Source organism: Cellulomonas fimi (assembly GCF_012952065.1).
In the GTDB taxonomy this organism is placed as follows: domain Bacteria; phylum Actinomycetota; class Actinomycetes; order Actinomycetales; family Cellulomonadaceae; genus Pengzhenrongella; species Pengzhenrongella fimi_A.
The window spans coordinates 45097-63575 of record NZ_JABCJJ010000005.1; the positions used below are offsets into that span (position 1 = coordinate 45097).

Below are 18479 nucleotides of genomic sequence, written 5' to 3' on the forward strand. Positions count from 1 at the left end.
CGTCTGCGGGGGTCAGTCGTCTGCGGGGGTCAGGCGTCTGCGGGGGTCAGGTGTCGGCCCGGTGGAGCGCCGCGGCCCGGCGTAGTGCCGCGCGGGCCCGACGTCGGTCCCCAGCCGCGTCGTACGCGAACGCGAGCCGGTACCACGCGGCCCAGCTGTCGGGGTTCGCCTCGGCGTCGGCCCGTGGCCCGGCGAAGGCCGCCCTGGCGGCTCCCCTGTCGATCCGCCCGCTCGGCGACCGCGGCAGGTCGTCGACCGGGAGAGCGCCGGCCACCGCGAGCTCGTCCGCCATGCGCTGGACCTCGACCGCGAGCCGCCACTCGCGCGCGATCAGCCACACCACGACGAACGGCAGCACGAGCACCGCGGCCCCGAGCACGATGCCCACCGGTTCGCCGGTGCCGAGCAGCGCGACGCCGCGCACCGCGACGACGACGACGTAGATCGCGAGCAGGGCGGTCAGCGCGACGGCGCCGAGGAGCGAGGACCTCTTCATGGTCGCGTCACCCCAGGTCGAGCAGGTGCTCGAGGCCGACGGTGAGCCCAGGACGTGACTCGATCGCGCGGACGGCCAGGAGCACCCCCGGCATGAACGAGACCCGGTCGAACGAGTCGTGGCGGATCGTCAGCTGCTCGCCCCGGTTCCCGAGCAGGATCTCCTCGTGGGCGACCAGCCCGCGCAGCCGCACGCTGTGCACGCGGATGCCGTCCACGTCGGCGCCGCGCGCACCCGCCAGGGCGGTCGCGGTCGCGTCCGGGACCGCGTCCAGTCCTGCGTCGGCCCGGGCCGCGGCGATCGCCTGCGCCGTGTGGCGGGCGGTCCCCGACGGGGCGTCGACCTTGTCCGGGTGGTGCAGCTCCACGACCTCGGCCGACTCGAAGTACCTCGCGGCCTGCGCGGCGAACCGCATCGCCAGCACGGCACCCAGCGCGAAGTTCGGCGCGACGAGCACGCCGACGCCGGGTACGTCGGTCAGGTGGTCCCGGACCCGTCCGAGCGACTCCGCGGTCCACCCAGTCGTCCCGACGACGGCGTGCACACCCGCGTCGATGAGGGAGTGGACGTTCGCCTCGGTCGCGTCCGGCACCGTGAAGTCGACCGCGACGCGCGCGCCCGACGCGGCGACCCCGGCCGCGACGTCGTCCCCGGCGTCGAGGGCACCGGCGAGCCGCAGGTCGACGGCCGACTCGACCGCGGCGCACACCGTGCGACCCATCCGACCGGCGGCACCGAGGACCGCGACCGGCGTCCGACGCGACGTGGGCTCTGCTGGCGCGGTCCGGTCGTTCACGGGTGGAACCCTAGCCGGTCAAGGTGCCGGGCCCCGATGTCGATCCACCGGTGGTGATCATCGCGCCGACCGACCCCGTGGGAGCTGCGCCGACCGGCACCCGGAGGCTCCTGGGCGACGACCCGGTCACGCCCCAGCTCCAGCTCCCGGTCACCGTGCTGGTGTGCCTCGCCGCCTCGGCCTGGCGACCGCTCGCGCGCACGCTCGACGGGCTGGCGCGTTGAACGTGCGTCCGTCCTGAGGGCTCAGCCTGTGAAGGGACCGACCCGCACCATCGACCGCGGCTGCGCCGCGAGCTCGCCCGCCAGCACCCGGACCTCCTCGGCCGTGACCGCGCGGATGCGCTCGAGCGACTCGTCGAGGCCGAGCAGCTCGCCGTGGACCAGCTCGGCCTTGCCCAGCCGGCTCATCCGCGAGCCCGTGTCCTCGAGCCCGAGCACGAGACCGCCCGACAGCTGCCCGATGCTCCGTTCACGCTCGGCGGCGGTGATGCCGTCGTTCGCGAGCCGCTCCCACTCCTGCTCGAGCAGCCGCGTGACCTCGTCGACCTTGGCCGGCGTGCAGCCGGCGTAGAGCCCGAAGATGCCCGTGTCGGCGTGCCCCGACGCGAACGAGTACGTCGAGTAGGCGAGCCCACGCTTCTCGCGGATCTCCTGGAAGAGCCGCGACGACATCCCGCCACCGAGCGTGGCGTTGAGCACCGACAGGGCGAACCTGCGCGGGTCCGTCGCGGTCAGGCCGCGACCGCCGATGACGACGTTGGCCTGCTCGGTCGCGCGATGCACCGTGACCGACGCGGCGGCGCTCGCGGGCGCGCCGCCCGCGTGGGCGCCGTCGCCGCGGCGACCGACCGGCGCCTGCGGCGTCGTGACGTCCCAGCCGCCCGTGCCGAGCGCGGCGAGCACCTGGGCGCACAGCGCGTCGTGGTCGACGCCGCCCGCGGCCGTCACGACGAGCGTGCGGGGGCCGTAGTGCTCGGTGTAGTGGTCCCAGACCGCGTCGCGCGGGACGGCGCGGATCGTCTCGGGGGTCCCCCCGATCGGGCGGCCGAGGGGGTGCGCCCCGAGCACGGCCTGCGCGAACCGCTCGTGCACGACGTCCGACGGGTCGTCGTCGTTCATCGCGAGCTCTTCGAGGATCACGCCGCGCTCGGTCTCGAGCTCGGCGGCGTCGAGCCGCGCGGAGGTCACCATGTCGGTGATCACGTCGACCGCCATCGGCAGGTCGTCGTCGAGCACGCGTGCGTAGTAGCAGGTGTGCTCCTTGCCGGTGGCGGCGTTCGCCTCGCCACCGACCGTGTCGAAGGCCTCCGCGATGTCCATCGCGGTGCGGCGCTCGGTGCCCTTGAAGAGCAGGTGCTCGAGGAAGTGGGTCGAGCCGTGGTGGCCGTCGCGCTCGTCACGCGAGCCGACGCCGACCCAGGCGCCCACCGTGGCGGACCGGAGACCCGGCATCCGCTCGGTGAGGACACGCACACCGCCGGGCAGGACGGAACGACGCACGAGGGCGTCGCCGTCCTGCCCGGCGGTCAGCTCGCTGCCCGGGTCACCGGGCGTGGCGAGGGGAAGTGCGAGCGGCACCTCAGGCGTCGGCGTCCGCGTTGGCGGCCGCCTCCGCGGGGGCGGCGTCCGCCGAGGCCTCGCCGTCGCCCTCGACGACCGCGTGCAGCGAGAGCTTGCCGCGCGGGTCGATCTCGCCGATCTCCACCTGGACCTTCTGGCCCACCCCGAGCACGTCCTCGACGTTCTCGACGCGCTTGCCGCCCACGAGCTTGCGGATCTGCGAGATGTGCAGCAGACCGTCCTTGCCCGGCGAGAGCGAGACGAACGCGCCGAACGTCGTGGTCTTGACCACGGTGCCGACGAAGCGCTCGCCGATCTCCGGCATGTGCGGGTTCGCGATCGCGTTGATCGCCGCCCGTGCGGCCTCCGCCGACGGACCGTCGGTGGCGCCGATGTAGACCGTGCCGTCGTCCTCGATCGAGATGTCGGCGCCGGTCTCCTCCTGGATCTGGTTGATCATCTTCCCCTTCGGGCCGATGACCTCGCCGATCTTGTCGACGGGCACCTTGACCGCGATGACGCGCGGGGCGTTCGGCGACATCTCGTCCGGGACGTCGATGGCCTCGGCCATGACGTCGAGGATCGCGAGCCGCGCGTCGCGCGCCTGGGTCAGCGCGCCCGCGAGCACCGAGGCGGGGATGCCGTCGAGCTTGGTGTCGAGCTGGATCGCGGTGATGAACTCCTTGGTACCGGCGACCTTGAAGTCCATGTCACCGAACGCGTCCTCCGCACCGAGGATGTCGGTCAGCGCGGCGTACCGCGGCTGGCCGTCGACCTCGTCGGAGATGAGGCCCATCGCGATGCCCGCGACCGGGGCGCGCAGCGGCACGCCGGCGTTGAGCAGCGAGAGCGTCGAGGCGCAGACCGAGCCCATCGACGTCGACCCGTTCGAGCCGAGCGCCTCCGAGACCTGGCGGATCGCGTAGGGGAACTCCTCGCGGCTCGGCAGCACGGGCATGAGCGCCCGCTCGGCGAGCGCGCCGTGGCCGATCTCCCGACGCTTGGGCGAGCCCACGCGACCGGTCTCGCCGGTCGAGTAGGGCGGGAAGTTGTAGTTGTGCATGTAGCGCTTGCGCGTCTCGGGCGCGAGCGTGTCGAGCTGCTGCTCCATGCGGAGCATGTTCAGCGTCGTGACCCCGAGGATCTGGGTCTCGCCGCGCTCGAACAGCGCCGAGCCGTGCACGCGCGGGAGCACCTCGACCTCGGCCGAGAGGGTGCGGATGTCCGCGAGCCCGCGGCCGTCGATGCGCACGCCGTCGGTGAGGACGCGCTGGCGGATGAGCTTCTTCTGCACCGACCGGAACGCGGCCGACAGCTCCTTCTCGCGGCCCTCGAACTGCTCGGCGAGCTGCGCGACGACGGCCGACTTGATCTCGTCGAGCCGGTTCTCGCGGTCCTGCTTGTCGGCGATCGTGAGCGCCTGCGTGAGGTCCTGCTCGACGACGCCCTCGACGGCCGCGTACGCGTCGTCGGAGTAGTCGAGGAAGCGTGGGAAGTCACGGACCGGCTTGGCGGCACGCGCGGCCAGGTCGGCCTGGGCGTCGCACAGCGCACGGAGGAACGGCTTGGCGGCCTCGAGGCCCTCGGCCACGACGGCCTCGGTCGGGGCGCCGGCACCCTCCTGGATCAGGTGCCACGAGCCCTCGGTGGCCTCGGCCTCGACCATCATGATCGCGATGTCGGTCGAGCCGTCGGCGGCCGTGACCTGCCGGCCGGCCACGACCATGTCGAAGACCGCGCGCTCCTTGTCGGAGTGCTTGGGGAACGCGACCCACTGGCCGTCGACGAGCGCGATGCGCACGCCCGCGATCGGGCCGGTGAACGGCAGGCCCGAGAGCTGCGTCGAGAGCGACGCGGCGTTGATCGCCAGCGTGTCGTAGGCGTCGTCGGGGTGGAGGGCCATGACGGTGATGACGACCTGGACCTCGTTGCGCAGGCCCTTGGCGAAGGTGGGGCGCAGCGGGCGGTCGATCAGGCGGCAGGCCAGGATCGCCTCGGTCGAGGGGCGGCCCTCGCGACGGAAGAACGATCCGGGGATGCGCCCGGCGGCGTACATCCGCTCCTCGACGTCGACCGTGAGCGGGAAGAAGTCGAACTGCTCCTTGGGGTGCTTGCCGGCCGTCGTGGCCGACAGCAGCATCGTCTCGCCGTCGAGGTACGCGGCGGCGGAGCCGGCGGCCTGCCGCGCGAGGCGGCCTGTCTCGAACCGGACGGTGCGCGTGCCGAACCTGCCGTTGTCGATGACGGCTTCGCTGAACTCGATCTCGGGACCCTCCATGGGTGCCCTCCTCTTTCGTGAAGGCGCCTGCCGCGTACCGCGGCGGTCTTCGATCGAGGTCCGCGGAGACTCTCCGAGAACCACTACCGAGGACCGGGCGAGGCCGGGACGGCGCGTGGGTACTTCTCTGTGGTGCGGGCCGAGGCCCAGTACCGGACCAGCCCGGACCTCGACGAGGCCCGGGCTGGTGGGTGATGACTAGCGGCGGAGGCCGAGGCGCCCGATCAGGGTGCGGTAGCGGTTGACGTCGACCTTCTGCAGGTAGCCGAGGAGGCGACGGCGCTGGCCGACCAGGAGGAGCAGGCCACGACGGCTGTGGTGGTCGTGCTTGTGCTCCTTGAGATGCTCGGTCAGGTCCAGGATGCGCTGCGTCAGCATCGCGATCTGGACCTCCGGGGAGCCGGTGTCGCCCTCGTGCGTGGCGTACTCGGTCATGATGGACTTCTTCGTGGCTGCGTCGAGGGGCACGGCTCTCCTTCAGGTGTACTCGTTGCGCGGTGCTCCGGGGCATGTCCACCCGGGCGCTCTGGATCCGCGGCCGATATGACGGCTCGGCGATCCTACCAGTCGGCGGGAGGCCCACCCGCCGCGTCGAGCGTCTCCCGGGCGCGCGCGACGTCGTCGTGCATCCGCGCCACGAGGTCGTCGACCGAGTCGAAGCGCAGCGTCTCCCGCAGCCGCGCGACGAGCTCGTACGCGACCTCCTCGCCGTAGAGGTCGAGGTCGGTACGGTCGAGCACGTACCCCTCGACCCGTCGCTCGACACCATCGAACGTGGGGTTGGTCCCGATCGAGATGGCGGCGGGCAGCACGGCGTCGTCCGCCCCGGGAGCGCGGCCGAGGCGACGCAGCCACCCGGCGTAGACGCCGTCCGCCGGGATCATCCCGTCCGTCTCGGGCCCGAGGTTGGCCGTCGGGAACCCCAGCTCGCGCCCCCGGGCGTCCCCGTGCACGACGACGCCGCGCACCCGGTGCGCTCGCCCGAGCACGGTCGCGGCCTCGGCCACGCGGCCCTCGGCCAGCAGCTCCCGCACCCACGTGGACGACCAGCGTCGGTGCAGCGGGTCGGCGACGTGCCGGAGGCTCTCCTCGTAGGCGGTGCGCTCGGTGGTCTGCTCGGGCTCGGGCTCGGAGGCGAGGTCCTCGATGACCTCGACCCTGAACCCGTGCCGCTCGCCCAGCTCGACCATGGTCGTGAGGTCGCCGGAGTTGTTCCAGCCGAACCGCACGTCGCGACCCACGACGACCGTCCGCGCGCGAAGCCCGCCGACCAGGTACCGCCGCACGAACTCCTCGGGCGTCTGCCGCGCGAACCCGAGCGTGTACTCGAGCAGGAGGACGGCGTCGAGGCCCGTCTGCGCGAGGAGCCGCAGGCGGTCCTCGATCCCCGTGATCAGCGGCGGCGCGGACTCGGGGTGGTGGACCCGCGCCGGGTGCGGCGAGAACGTGACCGCGACCGCGTCGGCGCCGATCGCGCGGGCGTCGCTCACCATCCGGGTCAGCACGCTGCGGTGCCCCCGGTGCACGCCGTCGAAGTTGCCGATCGTGACGACCGACGGACCGAACGCTGGCGGCACCTGAGCGAGGTCGGTCCAGCGATGCACCGGGGCTCCTGTTCTGGTTGCGGGTGACGGGTGCCGGATGCCCGCGCGGGCGACAGCGAGGACAAGAGTGCCACGACAGTCGCGTAAGCCACGATCTGACCGGGCCGTCGCTCAGCGCGGACGGACACCTCGGTCAGAGAGCGAACGGGGCGTACGGCCGCTCCCCCGCGCCGATCTCCCGGTTGAGGGCTACCCCGCGATGAACCAGCTTCATCTCGACGACGAGGACCTCGGTGGGCGAGCGTCAGATGAGTCGCAGCGAGTCGCCCGCGTAGTACGTGTCCTGCATCAGTCGCTTTGCGTGCACGGTCGAGCTCCTTGACGAGGTCTCCGAGCGCCAGCTCCACGTTCCGCGCGTCCTCGTCCTTCGCGACGAGCCCGCGCGCCTTCTTGGCCCGGGCGATCGTGTGATCCAGGTTCAGCAGGACGTCCGAGACCTCACCCAGGGCTCGCTCGGTGGCAACCTGGTCGGCTGCACGACGGGCTTGGTTCGGTGTGCTCATCGGACTGCTCCTCATCGTCGCTGTCGGTCAGTGCAGGGCCGAGCCCGGACAGGATCGGGGCCCGGAGCGACGAGCTGCGCAGGTCCGTCACGCGGGGGCGAACACCAGCACCGGCCGGGCGTGCGCACCGGCCGGCTCGAGGAGCGCGACAAGCGTGCCGTCGGGCGCGACCCCCGCGACGAGCCCGGGCACGTCGGGCCCGGTGGCGTCGATCCGCTTGCCGTACGACAACGCGGCCGCCTCGCCGGGCGTCAGCTCGCGCACGGGGAAGATGGCGCGCGCGGCGTCGCCGAGGGGCAGCACGTCGAGCGGGCGGTCGGGCGGCGTGGCACCGAGCTCGTCCAGCGTCCGGGCCTCCGCCAGCCCGTACCCGCCCACCCGGGTGCGTCGCAGCGCGGTCAGGTGCCCACCGACCCCCAGGCCGGCACCGAGATCGCGAGCGAGCGCCCGGACGTACGTGCCCGACGAGCACGTGACGGCCACGTCCACGTCGAGGGTGGCGGGTGCGTCGTCGGGCACCTGGACGTCGAGGACCTCGAACCGCGCGATCGTCACCGGACGCGCCGCCAGCTCGACCGACTCCCCCGCGCGCACCCGCGCGTAGGCCCGCTGACCGTCGACCTTGATGGCGCTCACCGCGCTCGGCACCTGCGCGATCTCACCCGTCAGCGCCGCGGCCCCGGCGTCGACCTCCGCACGAGGCACCGCGCGCGCGTCCGCGTGCGCGACCGGCTCCCCCTCGGCGTCGTCCGTCGTGGTGGTGACCCCGAGCCGGATCGTCGCCGTGTAGTCCTTGTCGGCACCCACCACGTAGGTCAGGAGCCGGGTCGCGCGGCCGATCCCCACCACCAGGACGCCCGTCGCCATCGGGTCGAGCGTCCCGGCGTGGCCCACCTTGCGTGTGCCGGCGAGCCGGCGCATCCGCGCGACCACGTCGTGGCTCGTCCAGCCGGCGGGCTTGTCCACGACGACGATGCCGTCGGGCGCCGTGGGTCGGCGTTCGCGGGGCGTCTCGCTGCCGGTCCGCGGCACGCTCAGGGGCCGGGCCGCTCGTCGTCGTCGGGCTCCGGCTTGCGGTACGGGTCCGCGTCGCCCGCGTACCGGGCGCCTGCCGCGAGGGCGGCGACCTCGGCGTCGCGGCGCGCCGCCTCGTTCAGCGCCGCCTCGAGCTGCGCCGCGGTCTCCGGCACGGCGTCGAGGACGAACTCGAGCGACGGGGTGAGCCGGATGCCGGTCTGCTTGCCGACCTCGGACCGGATGAGGCCTTTGGCGCTCTCGAGCGCGGCGGCCGAGCCAGCCCGTGCCTCCTCGTCCCCCAGCACGGTGTAGAAGACCGACGCGTGCTGGAGGTCACCGGTCACGCGGACGTCCGTGACCGTGACGAAGCCGAGGCGAGGGTCCTTGACGCGCGTGTCGATCATCTGCGCCACGATCACCTGGATCCGGTCGGCGAGCTTGCGTGCGCGTGCGTGGTCAGCCATCTGTTCTGCTCCTCCTCGTGCCCGGCGGCCGGACGCCGAGGCCCGGGCGACGACTCGCGTCGACGCCCGGGCCACGGACCGGACTGCTTACTTGCGCGGCTTCTCCCGCATCTCGAAGGTCTCGATGACGTCACCGGTCTGGACGTCGTTGAACGACCCCAGACCGATACCGCACTCGTAGCCCTCGCGGACCTCCGTGGCGTCGTCCTTGAAGCGCTTGAGCGACTCGACCGTGAGGTTGTCCCCCACGACGGCGCCTCCCCGCAGGACGCGCGCCTTGCTGTTGCGGACGATCGTGCCCGACCGCACCAGCGAACCGGCGATGTTGCCGAACTTGGAGGACCGGAACACCTCGCGCACCTCGGCGGTCCCGAGCTGGGCCTCCTCGTACTCCGGCTTGAGCATGCCGGTGAGCGCGGCCTCGACGTCGTCGATCGCCTGGTAGATGACCGAGTAGAACCGGACGTCCACGCCCTCGCGCTCGGCGAGGTCCTCGACCCGCTCGGCGTACTTGACGTTGAACCCGATGATGATCGCGTTGTCGACCGTCGCCAGGTTGACGTCGTTCTGCGTGATCGCGCCGACGCCGCGGTGGATGACCCGCAGGTCCACGCCCTCGCCCACGTCGATCTTGAGCAGCGCGTCCTCGAGCGCCTCGACGGCACCGGAGACGTCGCCCTTGAGGACCAGGTTGAGGGTCTCGACCTTGCCCAGCTGGAGCGCCTGCGTGAAGTCCTCGAGGCTGATGCGCTTGCGGCGCTTCGCCAGGAGGGCCGCACGCTCCGCGGCCTCGCGCTTCTCGCCGATCTGGCGCGCCGTCCGCTCGTCCGACGCCACCAGGAAGGTGTCACCGGCGCTGGGCACCGACGCCAGCCCGAGCACCATGACCGGACGTGCCGGCCCCGCCTCGGAGACGTTCGCGCCGTGCTCGTCGAACATCGCCCGGACCCGGCCGTGCGCCGTGCCGGCGACGATCGCGTCCCCGACCCGCAGGGTGCCGGACTGGACCAGCACCGTCGCGACCGCACCGCGGCCCTTGTCGAGGTTCGCCTCGATGGCGACGCCGCGCGCGTCCTTGTCGGGGTTGGCCCGCAGGTCGAGCGACGCGTCCGCCGTGAGGAGGACGGCCTCGAGCAGCTCGTCGATGCCGAGGTTCTGCTTCGCGGAGACGTCGACGAACATCGTCTCGCCGCCGTACTCCTCGGCCACGAGGTTGTACTCGGTGAGCTGCTGGCGGATCTTGGCGGGGTTGGCCGCCTCCTTGTCCACCTTGTTCACCGCGACCACGATCGGCACGTTCGCCGCCTGGGCGTGGTTGAGCGCCTCGATGGTCTGGGGCATCACGCCGTCGTCCGCCGCGACCACGAGGATCGCGATGTCGGTCACCTGCGCACCACGGGCGCGCATGGCGGTGAACGCCTCGTGGCCCGGGGTGTCGATGAAGGTGATGGCCCGCTCGTTGCCCTCGTGCTCGGCGCGCACCTGGTACGCACCGATGTGCTGCGTGATCCCGCCGGCCTCGCCGGCGACCACGTCGGTGCGCCGGATGGCGTCGAGGAGCTTCGTCTTCCCGTGGTCGACGTGCCCCATGACGGTCACCACCGGCGGACGCGCCTGCAGCTGCGAGTCGTCCTCGTCCGCCAGCTCGGCGTCGAGGTCGATGTCGAAGGCCCCGAGCAGCTCGCGGTCCTCCTCCTCGGCCGAGACCATCTCGATGACGTAGCCGAGCTCGGCCGCGAGCGTGCCGAACGTGTCCTCGTCGAGGGACTGCGTCGCGGTCGCCATCTCACCGAGGTGGAAGAGGACCGTGACGAGGCTCGCCGGGTTGGCGTCGATCTTGTCGGCGAAGTCGTTGAGCGAGGAGCCGTGACGCAGGCGGACGACGGTCGAGCCGTTGCCGCGCGGGACCTGCACGCCACCCAGCGAGGGGGCCTGCATCTGCTCGAACTCCTGGCGCTTCGCGCGCTTCGACTTCCGCCCGCGGACCGGCCGACCACCGGCACGACCGAACGCACCCTGCGTGCTGCCGCGACCGGCACCACCGGGACGGCCGCCACCGCCGGGACGACCGGCGAAGCCGCCACCGCCACCGCCGGCGGGGCCACCGCCACCGCCGGGACGGCCGGCGAAGCCGCCACCGCCACCGGGACGACCGCCACCACCGGGGCGACCGCCGCCGCCGGGGCCGGGCCGGTCGCCCGGACGGCCCACGGTACTGCGCTGCGGCATCATGCCCGGGCTCGGGCGGGGACCGCCGGGACGCGGCCCGCCCGGACGGTCACCCGCACCGGTCGGGGCGCCGGCCGCCGGAGCGGCGTCGGAGCGACGGTCGCCGGGCCGGGGCATGCCCTGGCTCGGCGCGAACGGGTTGTTGCCCGGGCGCGGACCGCCGGGGCGGGGACCGCCCGGACGCGGGCCGGCCGCCGGCGCGGCGGAACCGCCGCGGTCGGAGCCGCCCGAGCGGGGCATGCCCTGGCTGGGCGCGAACGGGTTGTTGCCGGGTCGCGGAGCGCCCGGACGACCCTGCGTCGCCGGTGCGGGACGGGTGCCGGGGGCCGGTGCGGCCGCCTGGGTCGGCGCGGGCGCAGCCGAGGCCGCCGGGGCCTGCTGCGCAGGAGCGGCGGGAGCGGCGGGAGCCGCGGGTGCCGCGGGCCGGGCCGGGGCGGGGGTCGAGGCCGCAGGGACCGACGCCGGAGCCGACGCCGGGGCTGTCGCCGCCGGGGCCTGCGGGGCGGCTGCGGCCTTCTCCACGGGCGCCTTGGCGGCGGGCTTGGGCGCAGCCGGTGCGGCCGCGCCGTCGGGGGCGCCCGCCGGGTACAGGTCGCGCAGCTTGCGGACGATCGGCGGTTCGATGGTCGAGGACGGCGACCGGACGAACTCGCCGATCTCCCCGAGCTTCCCCATCAGGGTCTTGCTTTCCACACCGAGCTCTTTCGCGAGCTCGTAGACGCGGACCTTTGCCACAACTCTCCTGTCTCGGCCCGCCCCGGACAGGGTCAGACCGTCGTTAGTGCTGGGTACTCATCGCTGGGTACTCATCGCTGGGTGCTCATCGGGCAGCCATCGGCTTCCAACCCGCTTCCATGTCGATCGGTCAACGTGCGGCGTCGGTCGCGGGACCGGCTCCGTCGTGCTCCTGCGCGGCTTCGAGGTGGGCGCGCACCGCGCGGGTGTCCACCGTCCCTGCTCGACGCAGGGCCCGGGGGAACGCCCGCCGGCGTTCGGCCAGCTCGAGGCACCGAAGGTCGGGGTGCAGCCACGCACCCCTGCCCGGCAGGCGGCGCCTGAGGTCCACCACCAGGACCGGATCGTCCTCGGCGGCGGCCACCACGCGCAGCAGACCGGATCTCGGGCCCGTCGACCGGCACCCCACGCACGTGCGCACCGGGCCCGTGACCGGTCCCTGGGTGCTCATCGTGGTGTCAGTGGAGTGCTGGGCGTCGGACCCAGCCGCGAGCAGTCTACCGCTCCGTCTCACGGAGCGTGACCGGTCGGTCCCTCGCCACCCGGCGCGGCCCGGTGCGAGCCCCCGACGTCGTCCGCGGGTGCCGCCGCCCCGGGAGCCGCGACGTCCGACCGGATGTCGATCCGCCAGCCGGTGAGCTTGGCGGCGAGCCGCGCGTTCTGCCCCTCCTTGCCGATCGCGAGCGAGAGCTGGAAGTCGGGGACGACGACGCGCGCGGACCGGGTCTCGGGATCCACGACCGTGACCGACAGCACCCGGGCGGGCGAGAGCGCGTGCGCGACCATCTCGGCCGGGTCGTCGCTGTGGTCGACGATGTCGATCTTCTCGCCGTGGAGCTCGGCCATCACGGCGCGCACCCGGGACCCCATGGGGCCGATGCACGCGCCCTTGGCGTTGAGGCCGGGCGCCGTGGCCCGGACGGCCATCTTCGTGCGGTGCCCGGCCTCGCGCGCGATCGCGGTGATCTCGACCGTGCCGTCCGCGATCTCCGGGACCTCGAGCGCGAACAGCTTGCGGACGAGGTTGGGGTGCGTCCTGGACAGCGTGATCGAGGGTCCGCGCATCCCGCGGCCGACGTCGAGGACGTAGCCGCGCAGCCGCTCGCCGTGCACGTACTTCTCGGTCGGGACCTGCTCGTGCGCGGGCAGCACGGCCTCGGTCCCCCCGACGTCGACGAGCACGACCCGCGGGTCGCGGCCCTGCTGGATGACGCCGGCCAGGACCTCGCCCTCCTTGCCCCGGAAGGTGCCGAGCACCTGGTCGTCCTCGGCGTCGCGGAGCCGCTGGACGATGACCTGACGGGCGGTGGCGGTCGCGATGCGGCCGAAGCCCTCCGGCGTGTCGTCGTACTCGGGTCCGGGGTCGCCGGGGTGCCCGTCCTCGCCGAGGACCGGGTCGTCCGTGGCCCACACCGTCACGTGACCGGTCTTGCGGTCCACCACCACGCGCGCCTTCGAGCGCGCGCCCGGCGTCCGGTGGTATGCCGAGAGCAGCGCCTGCTCGATCGCCGAGACCAGGACGTCGAGGCTGATGTCGCGCTCACGCTCCAGCAGCCGCAGCGTGGTCATGTCGATGTCCATGTCAGCCCTCTCCGTCGTCGAGGTCGTCCGCGGAGCCCGTCCGCGAGAGCTCGACCTCGACCTGACCGCTCGCGACGTCCGCGAGCGGGATGAACGTGGGATCGCCCGCGACGTCGCGCAGCGTGGCCGGCTCGACCGGACCGAGCTCGAGCGCACCCGCCGCGACGTCACGCAGGCGTCCGACCACCTCGGCGCCGGTACGAAGCCGCAGGCGCACGAGCCGGGTCCGTGCGCGCGTGAAGTGACGCGCCTCGGTGAGCGGGCGTGACGTCCCGGGCGTGCTGACCTCGAGCGTGTACTCGCCGTGCACGGGGTCCGCCGCGTCGAGAGCCGCGCCGACCCGCCGCGAGACCTCGGCCAGCGTGTCGAGGTCGAGGCTGCCCACGGCGTCCTCGTCGAGGTCGATCGTCACCCGGACGACGGAGCGTCGGCCCGCCGACGTCACCTCGAGGTCCTCGAGGACGAGGCCGCTCCCGAGGACCACGGGCTCGACCACCGCCCGGACGCGTGCGGTGGTTGCTGGCGTCGCCATGCTCGTCTCCTGTCGGCTCCAGCGGGCGGTGCAGCGCTGTGCTGTTGTCGGACCGTGGGCGCGTCCCAGCCTATCGAGTCCGGTCCGTCGGCCCCGCATGGCAGGATCGCCGCGACATGAGCCGCCCCCTGTCCCCACCCACCTCGACCCGGCTGTCGACTCCCCCGACGACGTCCCGCCCTCGGCGCGATCACGCCCGGACGCGTCTCCTGGTGGCGCTGACCATGGTCGGGATCCTCGCGGGCTGCGGCCTCCGTCTCGAGACGCCCCCGCCCTCGCCGCTGACGCCGGACGTCCTCGAGTCCGCGCGCCAGCGCGCCACCGCAGACGCGGTCGGACTCGAGGTCCTGGCCGCGGCGCCCGCGGGCGACCCGGCCGGCGACCCGGCCGACCCGGTGCTGTCGACGCGCAGGACGATCGCCGCCCACGCACGCGAGCACGTCACGCAGCTCGGCGGGACCTACCGGTCCGGGCTGGAGCCGACCACCTCGCCGTCGAGCGCACCCACGCCCGTCGTCACACCGGGAGCCGTCCCCGCGGCCGCGACGCCCGAGGTCCTCGTGGACCGGCTCGAGGAGGCGGCCGCGAGCGCACGGGCGGACGCGTCGTCCGTCCCCGACGGTCCGTTCGCCCGGCTGCTCGCCTCCGTGGCGGCCGAGCGCCTGCTGGCCGCACGCGCGCTGGCCGCCGCGGCCGGGATCGAGGGCCCCGCCCTTCCCCAGGTCGTGGCGCCGGACGCGGTGCCGGGCGGGCTGGCGCCGAGTGCGCTGAGCGAGCTCGTGGCGGCCGAGGACGCCGCGGGCTACGGGTACGAGGTCGTCGCCGCCAAGCTGTCGGGCGCCGCGCGCGCCGCCGCGGTCGACCGCGCGCTGGTGCACCGCACGCGCGCCGAGCAGTGGGCGGAGCTGGCCGAGATCGCGCGGACCGGCTTCGACCCGCGGCGCACCGTGTACGCCGTGCCGCCCGGGCTCGAGGACCCGGCCGCCGCTGCCGCTCTCGCCCGGTCGATGGAGCAGTCGCTCGCGGCGACGTACGCCTCGCTCGTCGCGTCCGCAGATCCCGAGCTGCGCTCGGGGCTCGTCGACGCGCTCGCGGAGTCGTCCGCGGCGGCGGTCGCGTGGGGCGCGCCCGTCCCGGCCTTCCCCGGGCTGCCCGAGCGCGCGGCGCCCTGAACCCGGTACCGCAACCCGGTACCGCTCGAGGGCTGAGGAGCGCGCGAGGCGGTGGACGACCCGGCTCGGTGGACGACCCGGCTCGGTGGACGACCCGGCTCAGTGGACGAGCAGCGCGTCCACCAGCTCCAGGATTCGGTCGGGCGCGTCGGCGACCGGCACCTGCTCGGCGCCCACGTCGCCGTCGCCCGTCCGCCGCGGGCGGACCTCCACCACGCCCTCCGCCAGCCCGCGGCCCACGACGACGACGAGCGGCACGCCGAGGAGCTCCGCGTCGGCGAACTTCACGCCGGGCGAGACCTTGACGCGGTCGTCGTACAGCACCTCGATGCCGCGCCCGGACAGCGTGGTGGCGAGCGACTCCGCCGCCTCGAGCACGGCCGGGTCCTTGCCGGTCGCCACGACGTGCACGTGCGCCGGTGCGACCTGGGCGGGCCACGCGAGCCCGGCGTCGTCGTGGTGCGCCTCGGCGAGCGCCGCCATGACGCGCGAGACGCCGATGCCGTAGGAGCCCATCGTGACCACGACGGCCTTGCCGTTCTGGTCCAGGACCGTGAGGCCGAGCGCCTGGGCGTACTTGCGGCCGAGCGCGAAGATGTGGCCGATCTCGATCCCGCGCGCCAGCTCGAGCGGACCCGAGCCGTCGGGCGCCTCGTCCCCCGCGCGCACCTCGGCGGCCTCGACGGTGTTCTGCGCGCCGTCCTGCCCGGCAGCGAGGAAGTCGCGGCCCGCGACGAGGTCGACCACGTGGCGGCCCGGCTCGTTCGCGCCGGTGATCCAGCGCGTGCCCGCGACGATGCGCGGGTCCAGCAGGTAGCGCACTCCCCGAGCGACGCCGTCGGCGTCGACACCGGCGTTCTCCCCCAGCACGGCGGGGCCGATGTAGCCCTTGACCAGCTCGGGCCGCGCGGCGAGGTCGGCCTCGGTCGCCGTCTCGACCTCCGCGGGCGCGACCGACGCCTCGAGTCGCTTGGGGTCGACCTCGCGGTCGCCGGGGAGCCCGACGACGAGCAGCTCACGCTCGCCCGTCGGGTGCACCAGCGCCAGCACGACGTTCTTGAGCGTGTCGGCGGCCGTCCACGGCCGGTCGGAGCGCGGCAGCTTCTCGTTCGCGAACGCGACCAGGGTCTCGATCGTCGGCGTGTCCGGCGTGCTCTCGACGTGCGCGGCCGGTGCGTCGTGGAACGGGATCGCGGGCGGTGCCGGGGTCGTCACGGCTTCGACGTTGGCGGCGTAGCCGCCCGCCGACCGCACGTAGGTGTCCTCGCCGATCGGCGTCGGGGTGAGGAACTCCTCGCTGCGCGAACCCCCCATCGCGCCCGACGTCGCGGCGACGATGACGTAGTCGAGCCCGAGCCGGTCGAAGATCCGCTGGTACGTCGCGCGCTGCACCTGGTACGACCCCTCGAGCCCGGCGTCGTCGACGTCGAACGAGTAGGCGTCCTTCATGATGAACTCGCGACCGCGGATCAGGCCCGCGCGCGGCCGCGCCTCGTCGCGGTACTTCGTCTGGATCTGGTAGAGCGTGAGCGGCAGGTCCTTGTAGGAGGAGTACAGGTCCTTGACCGTGAGGGTGAACAGCTCCTCGTGGGTCGGGGCGAGCAGGTAGTCGCCGCCCTTGCGGTCCTGGAGCCGGAAGATGTTGGGCCCGTACTCGGTCCAGCGACCCGTCGCCTCGTAGGGCTCCTTGGGCAGCAGCGCCGGGAAGTGCACCTCCTGGGCGCCGGCGGCGTCCAGCTCCTCGCGCACGACGGCCTCGACCTTGCGCAGCACGCGCAGCCCGAGCGGCAGCCAGGTGTAGATCCCGGGGGCCGCCCGGCGGATGTACCCGGCGCGCACGAGGAGCCGGTGGCTGGCCACCTCGGCGTCGACCGGGTCCTCCCGCAGGGTCCGCACGAACAGGGACGACATCCGCAGCAGCATGGGCGCCAGCCTAGTGGCCGGGCGTGACGACGCCCGTCCCGTGCGCCACGATGGGGCGGTGCCCGAGCTTCCCGAGGTCGAGGCGCTCGCCCGGTTCCTGCGCGAGCGGGCGGTCGGTCGTGGCGTCGCCGCCGCCGACGTCGGAGCCATCAGTGCGCTGAAGACGTTCTCCCCCGCGCCGTCGGACCTGCTCGGACGGGAGCTCACCGGAGTCGAGCGGCACGGGAAGTGGCTCGACGTCACCACCGGCCCGTCCGGGGCCGACGACGTCGCGCCGCACCTGGTCTTCCACCTCGCCCGGGCCGGGTGGCTGCGCTGGTACGACGAGGCCCCGAGGACGCCGGCGCGGCCCGGCAGGTCGCCGCTCGCGCTGCGCGTGCGGCTCGACGACGGGGCCGGCTTCGACCTCACCGAGGCGGGGACCCGCAAGCGCCTGGCCGTGCACGTCGTGCGCGACCCGCGCGAGGTGCGCGCGATCGCGACGCTCGGCGTGGAGCCGCTCGGGCCCGAGTTCACGGTCGAGCGGCTCACCGCGCTGCTCACCGCGAAGAATCAGCAGGTCAAGGGTCTCCTGCGCGACCAGTCGGTGATCGCCGGCATCGGGAACGCGTACTCCGATGAGATCCTGCACGCCGCGCGCCTGAGCCCGTTCGCCCTGACCCGCTCGTTCGACGCCGAGCGCATCGCGACCCTGCACACCGCCGTCCTGGACGTGCTGACCGACGCGGTCGCGGCGTCGTCGGGCAAGCCTGCCGCGGAGCTCAAGGACGCCAAGCGGCGCGGGATGCGCGTCCACGCGCGGACCGGTCGACCGTGCCCCGGCTGGGACGGGGTCCCGTGCGGGGACACGGTCCACGAGGTCTCGTTCGCCGACTCGTCGCTGCAGTACTGCCCGACGTGCCAGACCGGCGGCACGCCGCTCGCCGACCGCCGGCTCTCGCGCCTCCTGCGCTGACGCGGCGCCGCGTCGACCGACCTCGACGACCGGGCGACCGGGGTCAGACCGGCGGCTCGAAGTGGCGGCGGCAGCGCGCCTGGTAGGCCTCGATGCCTCCGACGTGCTCGAGGGAAGCCACGCGGGCGTCCGCGGCGTCGCCGGCCCGTGCCCGTTGGTGGAACGCCGCGTCCGCTCCGCAGACGGCGCACACGGCCGTCAGCTTGGTGACGTCCTCCGCCAGCGCCATGAGCGCGGGCAACGGCTCGAACGGAGCGCCGTCGAACGTCACGCACAGGCCCGCCACCACGACCGTGGTCCCCCGGCGCGCGAGACCGTCCACGAGCGGGACCAGCCCGGCCCCGAAGAACTGGGCCTCGTCGATCGCCAGCAGGTCCAGGTGCCGGTCCCGGACCAGCCCCGCCAGGGAGCCCACGTCCGGCACCGCCTGGGAGGCGACGTCGAGCCCCGAGTGGGAGGCGACCCTGCCTGCGCCGTGCCGTTCGTCGAGCGCGTGGTTCACGACCTCCACGGCGAGCCCGGCGAGCCGCGCCCGACGTACCCGGCGGAGGAGCTCCTCGGACTTGCCGGCGAACATCGGCCCGCACACCACCTGGAGCCGACCGAGCCTGTCGCTGCGCATGGGCGCAGCC

Annotated in this window: 17 protein-coding genes; 3 read left to right on the top strand and 14 right to left on the bottom strand. The window is 73.9% G+C overall.

The genetic code is table 11. The features are described from left to right. Positions 1 to 46: 46 nt before the first annotated feature. Entirely contained in the window at positions 47 to 496 is a 450-nt protein-coding gene (locus HIR71_RS04790; protein WP_169323920.1) for a hypothetical protein, read from the bottom strand. 7 nt (positions 497 to 503) lie between these two features. Then, complete coding sequence (gene dapB / locus HIR71_RS04795) at positions 504 to 1292, bottom strand: 4-hydroxy-tetrahydrodipicolinate reductase (RefSeq protein WP_311836095.1); 789 nt, start codon at positions 1290 to 1292, stop codon at positions 504 to 506. Positions 1293 to 1315: 23 nt separating this feature from the next. Between dapB and HIR71_RS04800 the strand changes: the two genes are divergently transcribed. Beyond that, positions 1316 to 1516, top strand: a complete 201-nt coding sequence (locus tag HIR71_RS04800; RefSeq protein ID WP_169323921.1) for a hypothetical protein — start codon at positions 1316 to 1318, stop codon at positions 1514 to 1516. Positions 1517 to 1537: 21 nt separating this feature from the next. On the opposite strand, the gene HIR71_RS04805 is transcribed toward HIR71_RS04800, so the two are convergent. From HIR71_RS04805 to HIR71_RS04850, 10 genes are all read right to left on the bottom strand, one after another. Next, complete coding sequence (locus HIR71_RS04805) at positions 1538 to 2872, bottom strand: M16 family metallopeptidase (RefSeq protein ID WP_169323922.1); 1335 nt, start codon at positions 2870 to 2872, stop codon at positions 1538 to 1540. Position 2873: 1 nt separating this feature from the next. Further along, positions 2874 to 5132 (bottom strand): polyribonucleotide nucleotidyltransferase, encoded by a 2259-nt coding sequence (locus tag HIR71_RS04810; RefSeq protein WP_169323923.1) that lies wholly within the window; start codon positions 5130 to 5132, stop codon positions 2874 to 2876. Between the two features lie 198 nt (positions 5133 to 5330). After that, complete coding sequence (gene rpsO, locus HIR71_RS04815) at positions 5331 to 5600, bottom strand: 30S ribosomal protein S15 (protein WP_169323924.1); 270 nt, start codon at positions 5598 to 5600, stop codon at positions 5331 to 5333. Positions 5601 to 5692: 92 nt separating this feature from the next. After that, positions 5693 to 6736, bottom strand: a complete 1044-nt coding sequence (locus HIR71_RS04820) for a bifunctional riboflavin kinase/FAD synthetase (protein ID WP_169323925.1) — start codon at positions 6734 to 6736, stop codon at positions 5693 to 5695. A 590-nt stretch (positions 6737 to 7326) separates the two neighbouring features. Then, on the bottom strand, positions 7327 to 8277 hold the full coding sequence (truB, locus tag HIR71_RS04825) for a tRNA pseudouridine(55) synthase TruB (protein ID WP_211373805.1): 951 nt from the start codon (positions 8275 to 8277) through the stop codon (positions 7327 to 7329). Then, positions 8274 to 8720 carry a 30S ribosome-binding factor RbfA gene (rbfA, locus tag HIR71_RS04830; protein WP_169323927.1) on the bottom strand — a complete coding sequence of 149 codons (447 nt, stop codon included), beginning with the start codon at positions 8718 to 8720 and terminating at the stop codon, positions 8274 to 8276. Before rbfA ends, truB begins: the two co-directional genes overlap by 4 nt. A gap of 87 nt (positions 8721 to 8807) precedes the next feature. Further along, the gene (gene infB / locus HIR71_RS04835) at positions 8808 to 11684 is read right to left on the bottom strand and encodes a translation initiation factor IF-2 (RefSeq protein WP_169323928.1); all 2877 of its coding nucleotides are present in this window, start codon (positions 11682 to 11684) and stop codon (positions 8808 to 8810) included. 130 nt (positions 11685 to 11814) lie between these two features. Continuing rightward, positions 11815 to 12135 carry a YlxR family protein gene (locus HIR71_RS04840; protein ID WP_169323929.1) on the bottom strand — a complete coding sequence of 107 codons (321 nt, stop codon included), beginning with the start codon at positions 12133 to 12135 and terminating at the stop codon, positions 11815 to 11817. A gap of 59 nt (positions 12136 to 12194) precedes the next feature. Further along, positions 12195 to 13265, bottom strand: coding sequence for a transcription termination factor NusA (gene nusA / locus HIR71_RS04845; RefSeq protein ID WP_169323930.1), 1071 nt, complete (start codon positions 13263 to 13265; stop codon positions 12195 to 12197). A 1-nt stretch (position 13266) separates the two neighbouring features. Then, entirely contained in the window at positions 13267 to 13797 is a 531-nt protein-coding gene (locus HIR71_RS04850) for a ribosome maturation factor RimP (protein ID WP_169323931.1), read from the bottom strand. 212 nt (positions 13798 to 14009) lie between these two features. Here HIR71_RS04850 and HIR71_RS04855 point away from each other — a divergent pair, with 212 nt between their 5' ends. Next, a complete protein-coding gene (locus HIR71_RS04855) occupies positions 14010 to 14969 on the top strand; it encodes a ferritin-like domain-containing protein (RefSeq protein ID WP_169323932.1) in 960 nt (319 codons plus the stop codon). A 99-nt stretch (positions 14970 to 15068) separates the two neighbouring features. Here HIR71_RS04855 and HIR71_RS04860 read toward each other — a convergent pair whose 3' ends face one another. Then, on the bottom strand, positions 15069 to 16892 hold the full coding sequence (locus tag HIR71_RS04860; RefSeq protein ID WP_169323933.1) for a proline--tRNA ligase: 1824 nt from the start codon (positions 16890 to 16892) through the stop codon (positions 15069 to 15071). Positions 16893 to 16950: 58 nt separating this feature from the next. Between HIR71_RS04860 and HIR71_RS04865 the strand changes: the two genes are divergently transcribed. Then, positions 16951 to 17847, top strand: a complete 897-nt coding sequence (locus HIR71_RS04865; protein WP_169323934.1) for an Fpg/Nei family DNA glycosylase — start codon at positions 16951 to 16953, stop codon at positions 17845 to 17847. Between the two features lie 43 nt (positions 17848 to 17890). Here HIR71_RS04865 and HIR71_RS04870 read toward each other — a convergent pair whose 3' ends face one another. Beyond that, positions 17891 to 18469 carry a thymidine kinase gene (locus tag HIR71_RS04870; protein ID WP_169323935.1) on the bottom strand — a complete coding sequence of 193 codons (579 nt, stop codon included), beginning with the start codon at positions 18467 to 18469 and terminating at the stop codon, positions 17891 to 17893. Positions 18470 to 18479: the final 10 nt, after the last annotated feature.

Coding starts and splice junctions, on each gene's coding strand:
- HIR71_RS04790 (WP_169323920.1), bottom strand. CDS start 496: ATGAAGAGGTCCTCGCTCCTCGGCGCCGTCGCGCTGACCGCCCTGCTC.
- HIR71_RS04810 (WP_169323923.1), bottom strand. CDS start 5,132: ATGGAGGGTCCCGAGATCGAGTTCAGCGAAGCCGTCATCGACAACGGC.
- rbfA (WP_169323927.1), bottom strand. CDS start 8,720: ATGGCTGACCACGCACGCGCACGCAAGCTCGCCGACCGGATCCAGGTG.
- HIR71_RS04840 (WP_169323929.1), bottom strand. CDS start 12,135: ATGAGCACCCAGGGACCGGTCACGGGCCCGGTGCGCACGTGCGTGGGG.
- nusA (WP_169323930.1), bottom strand. CDS start 13,265: ATGGACATCGACATGACCACGCTGCGGCTGCTGGAGCGTGAGCGCGAC.
- HIR71_RS04850 (WP_169323931.1), bottom strand. CDS start 13,797: ATGGCGACGCCAGCAACCACCGCACGCGTCCGGGCGGTGGTCGAGCCC.
- HIR71_RS04860 (WP_169323933.1), bottom strand. CDS start 16,892: ATGCTGCTGCGGATGTCGTCCCTGTTCGTGCGGACCCTGCGGGAGGAC.
- HIR71_RS04870 (WP_169323935.1), bottom strand. CDS start 18,469: ATGCGCAGCGACAGGCTCGGTCGGCTCCAGGTGGTGTGCGGGCCGATG.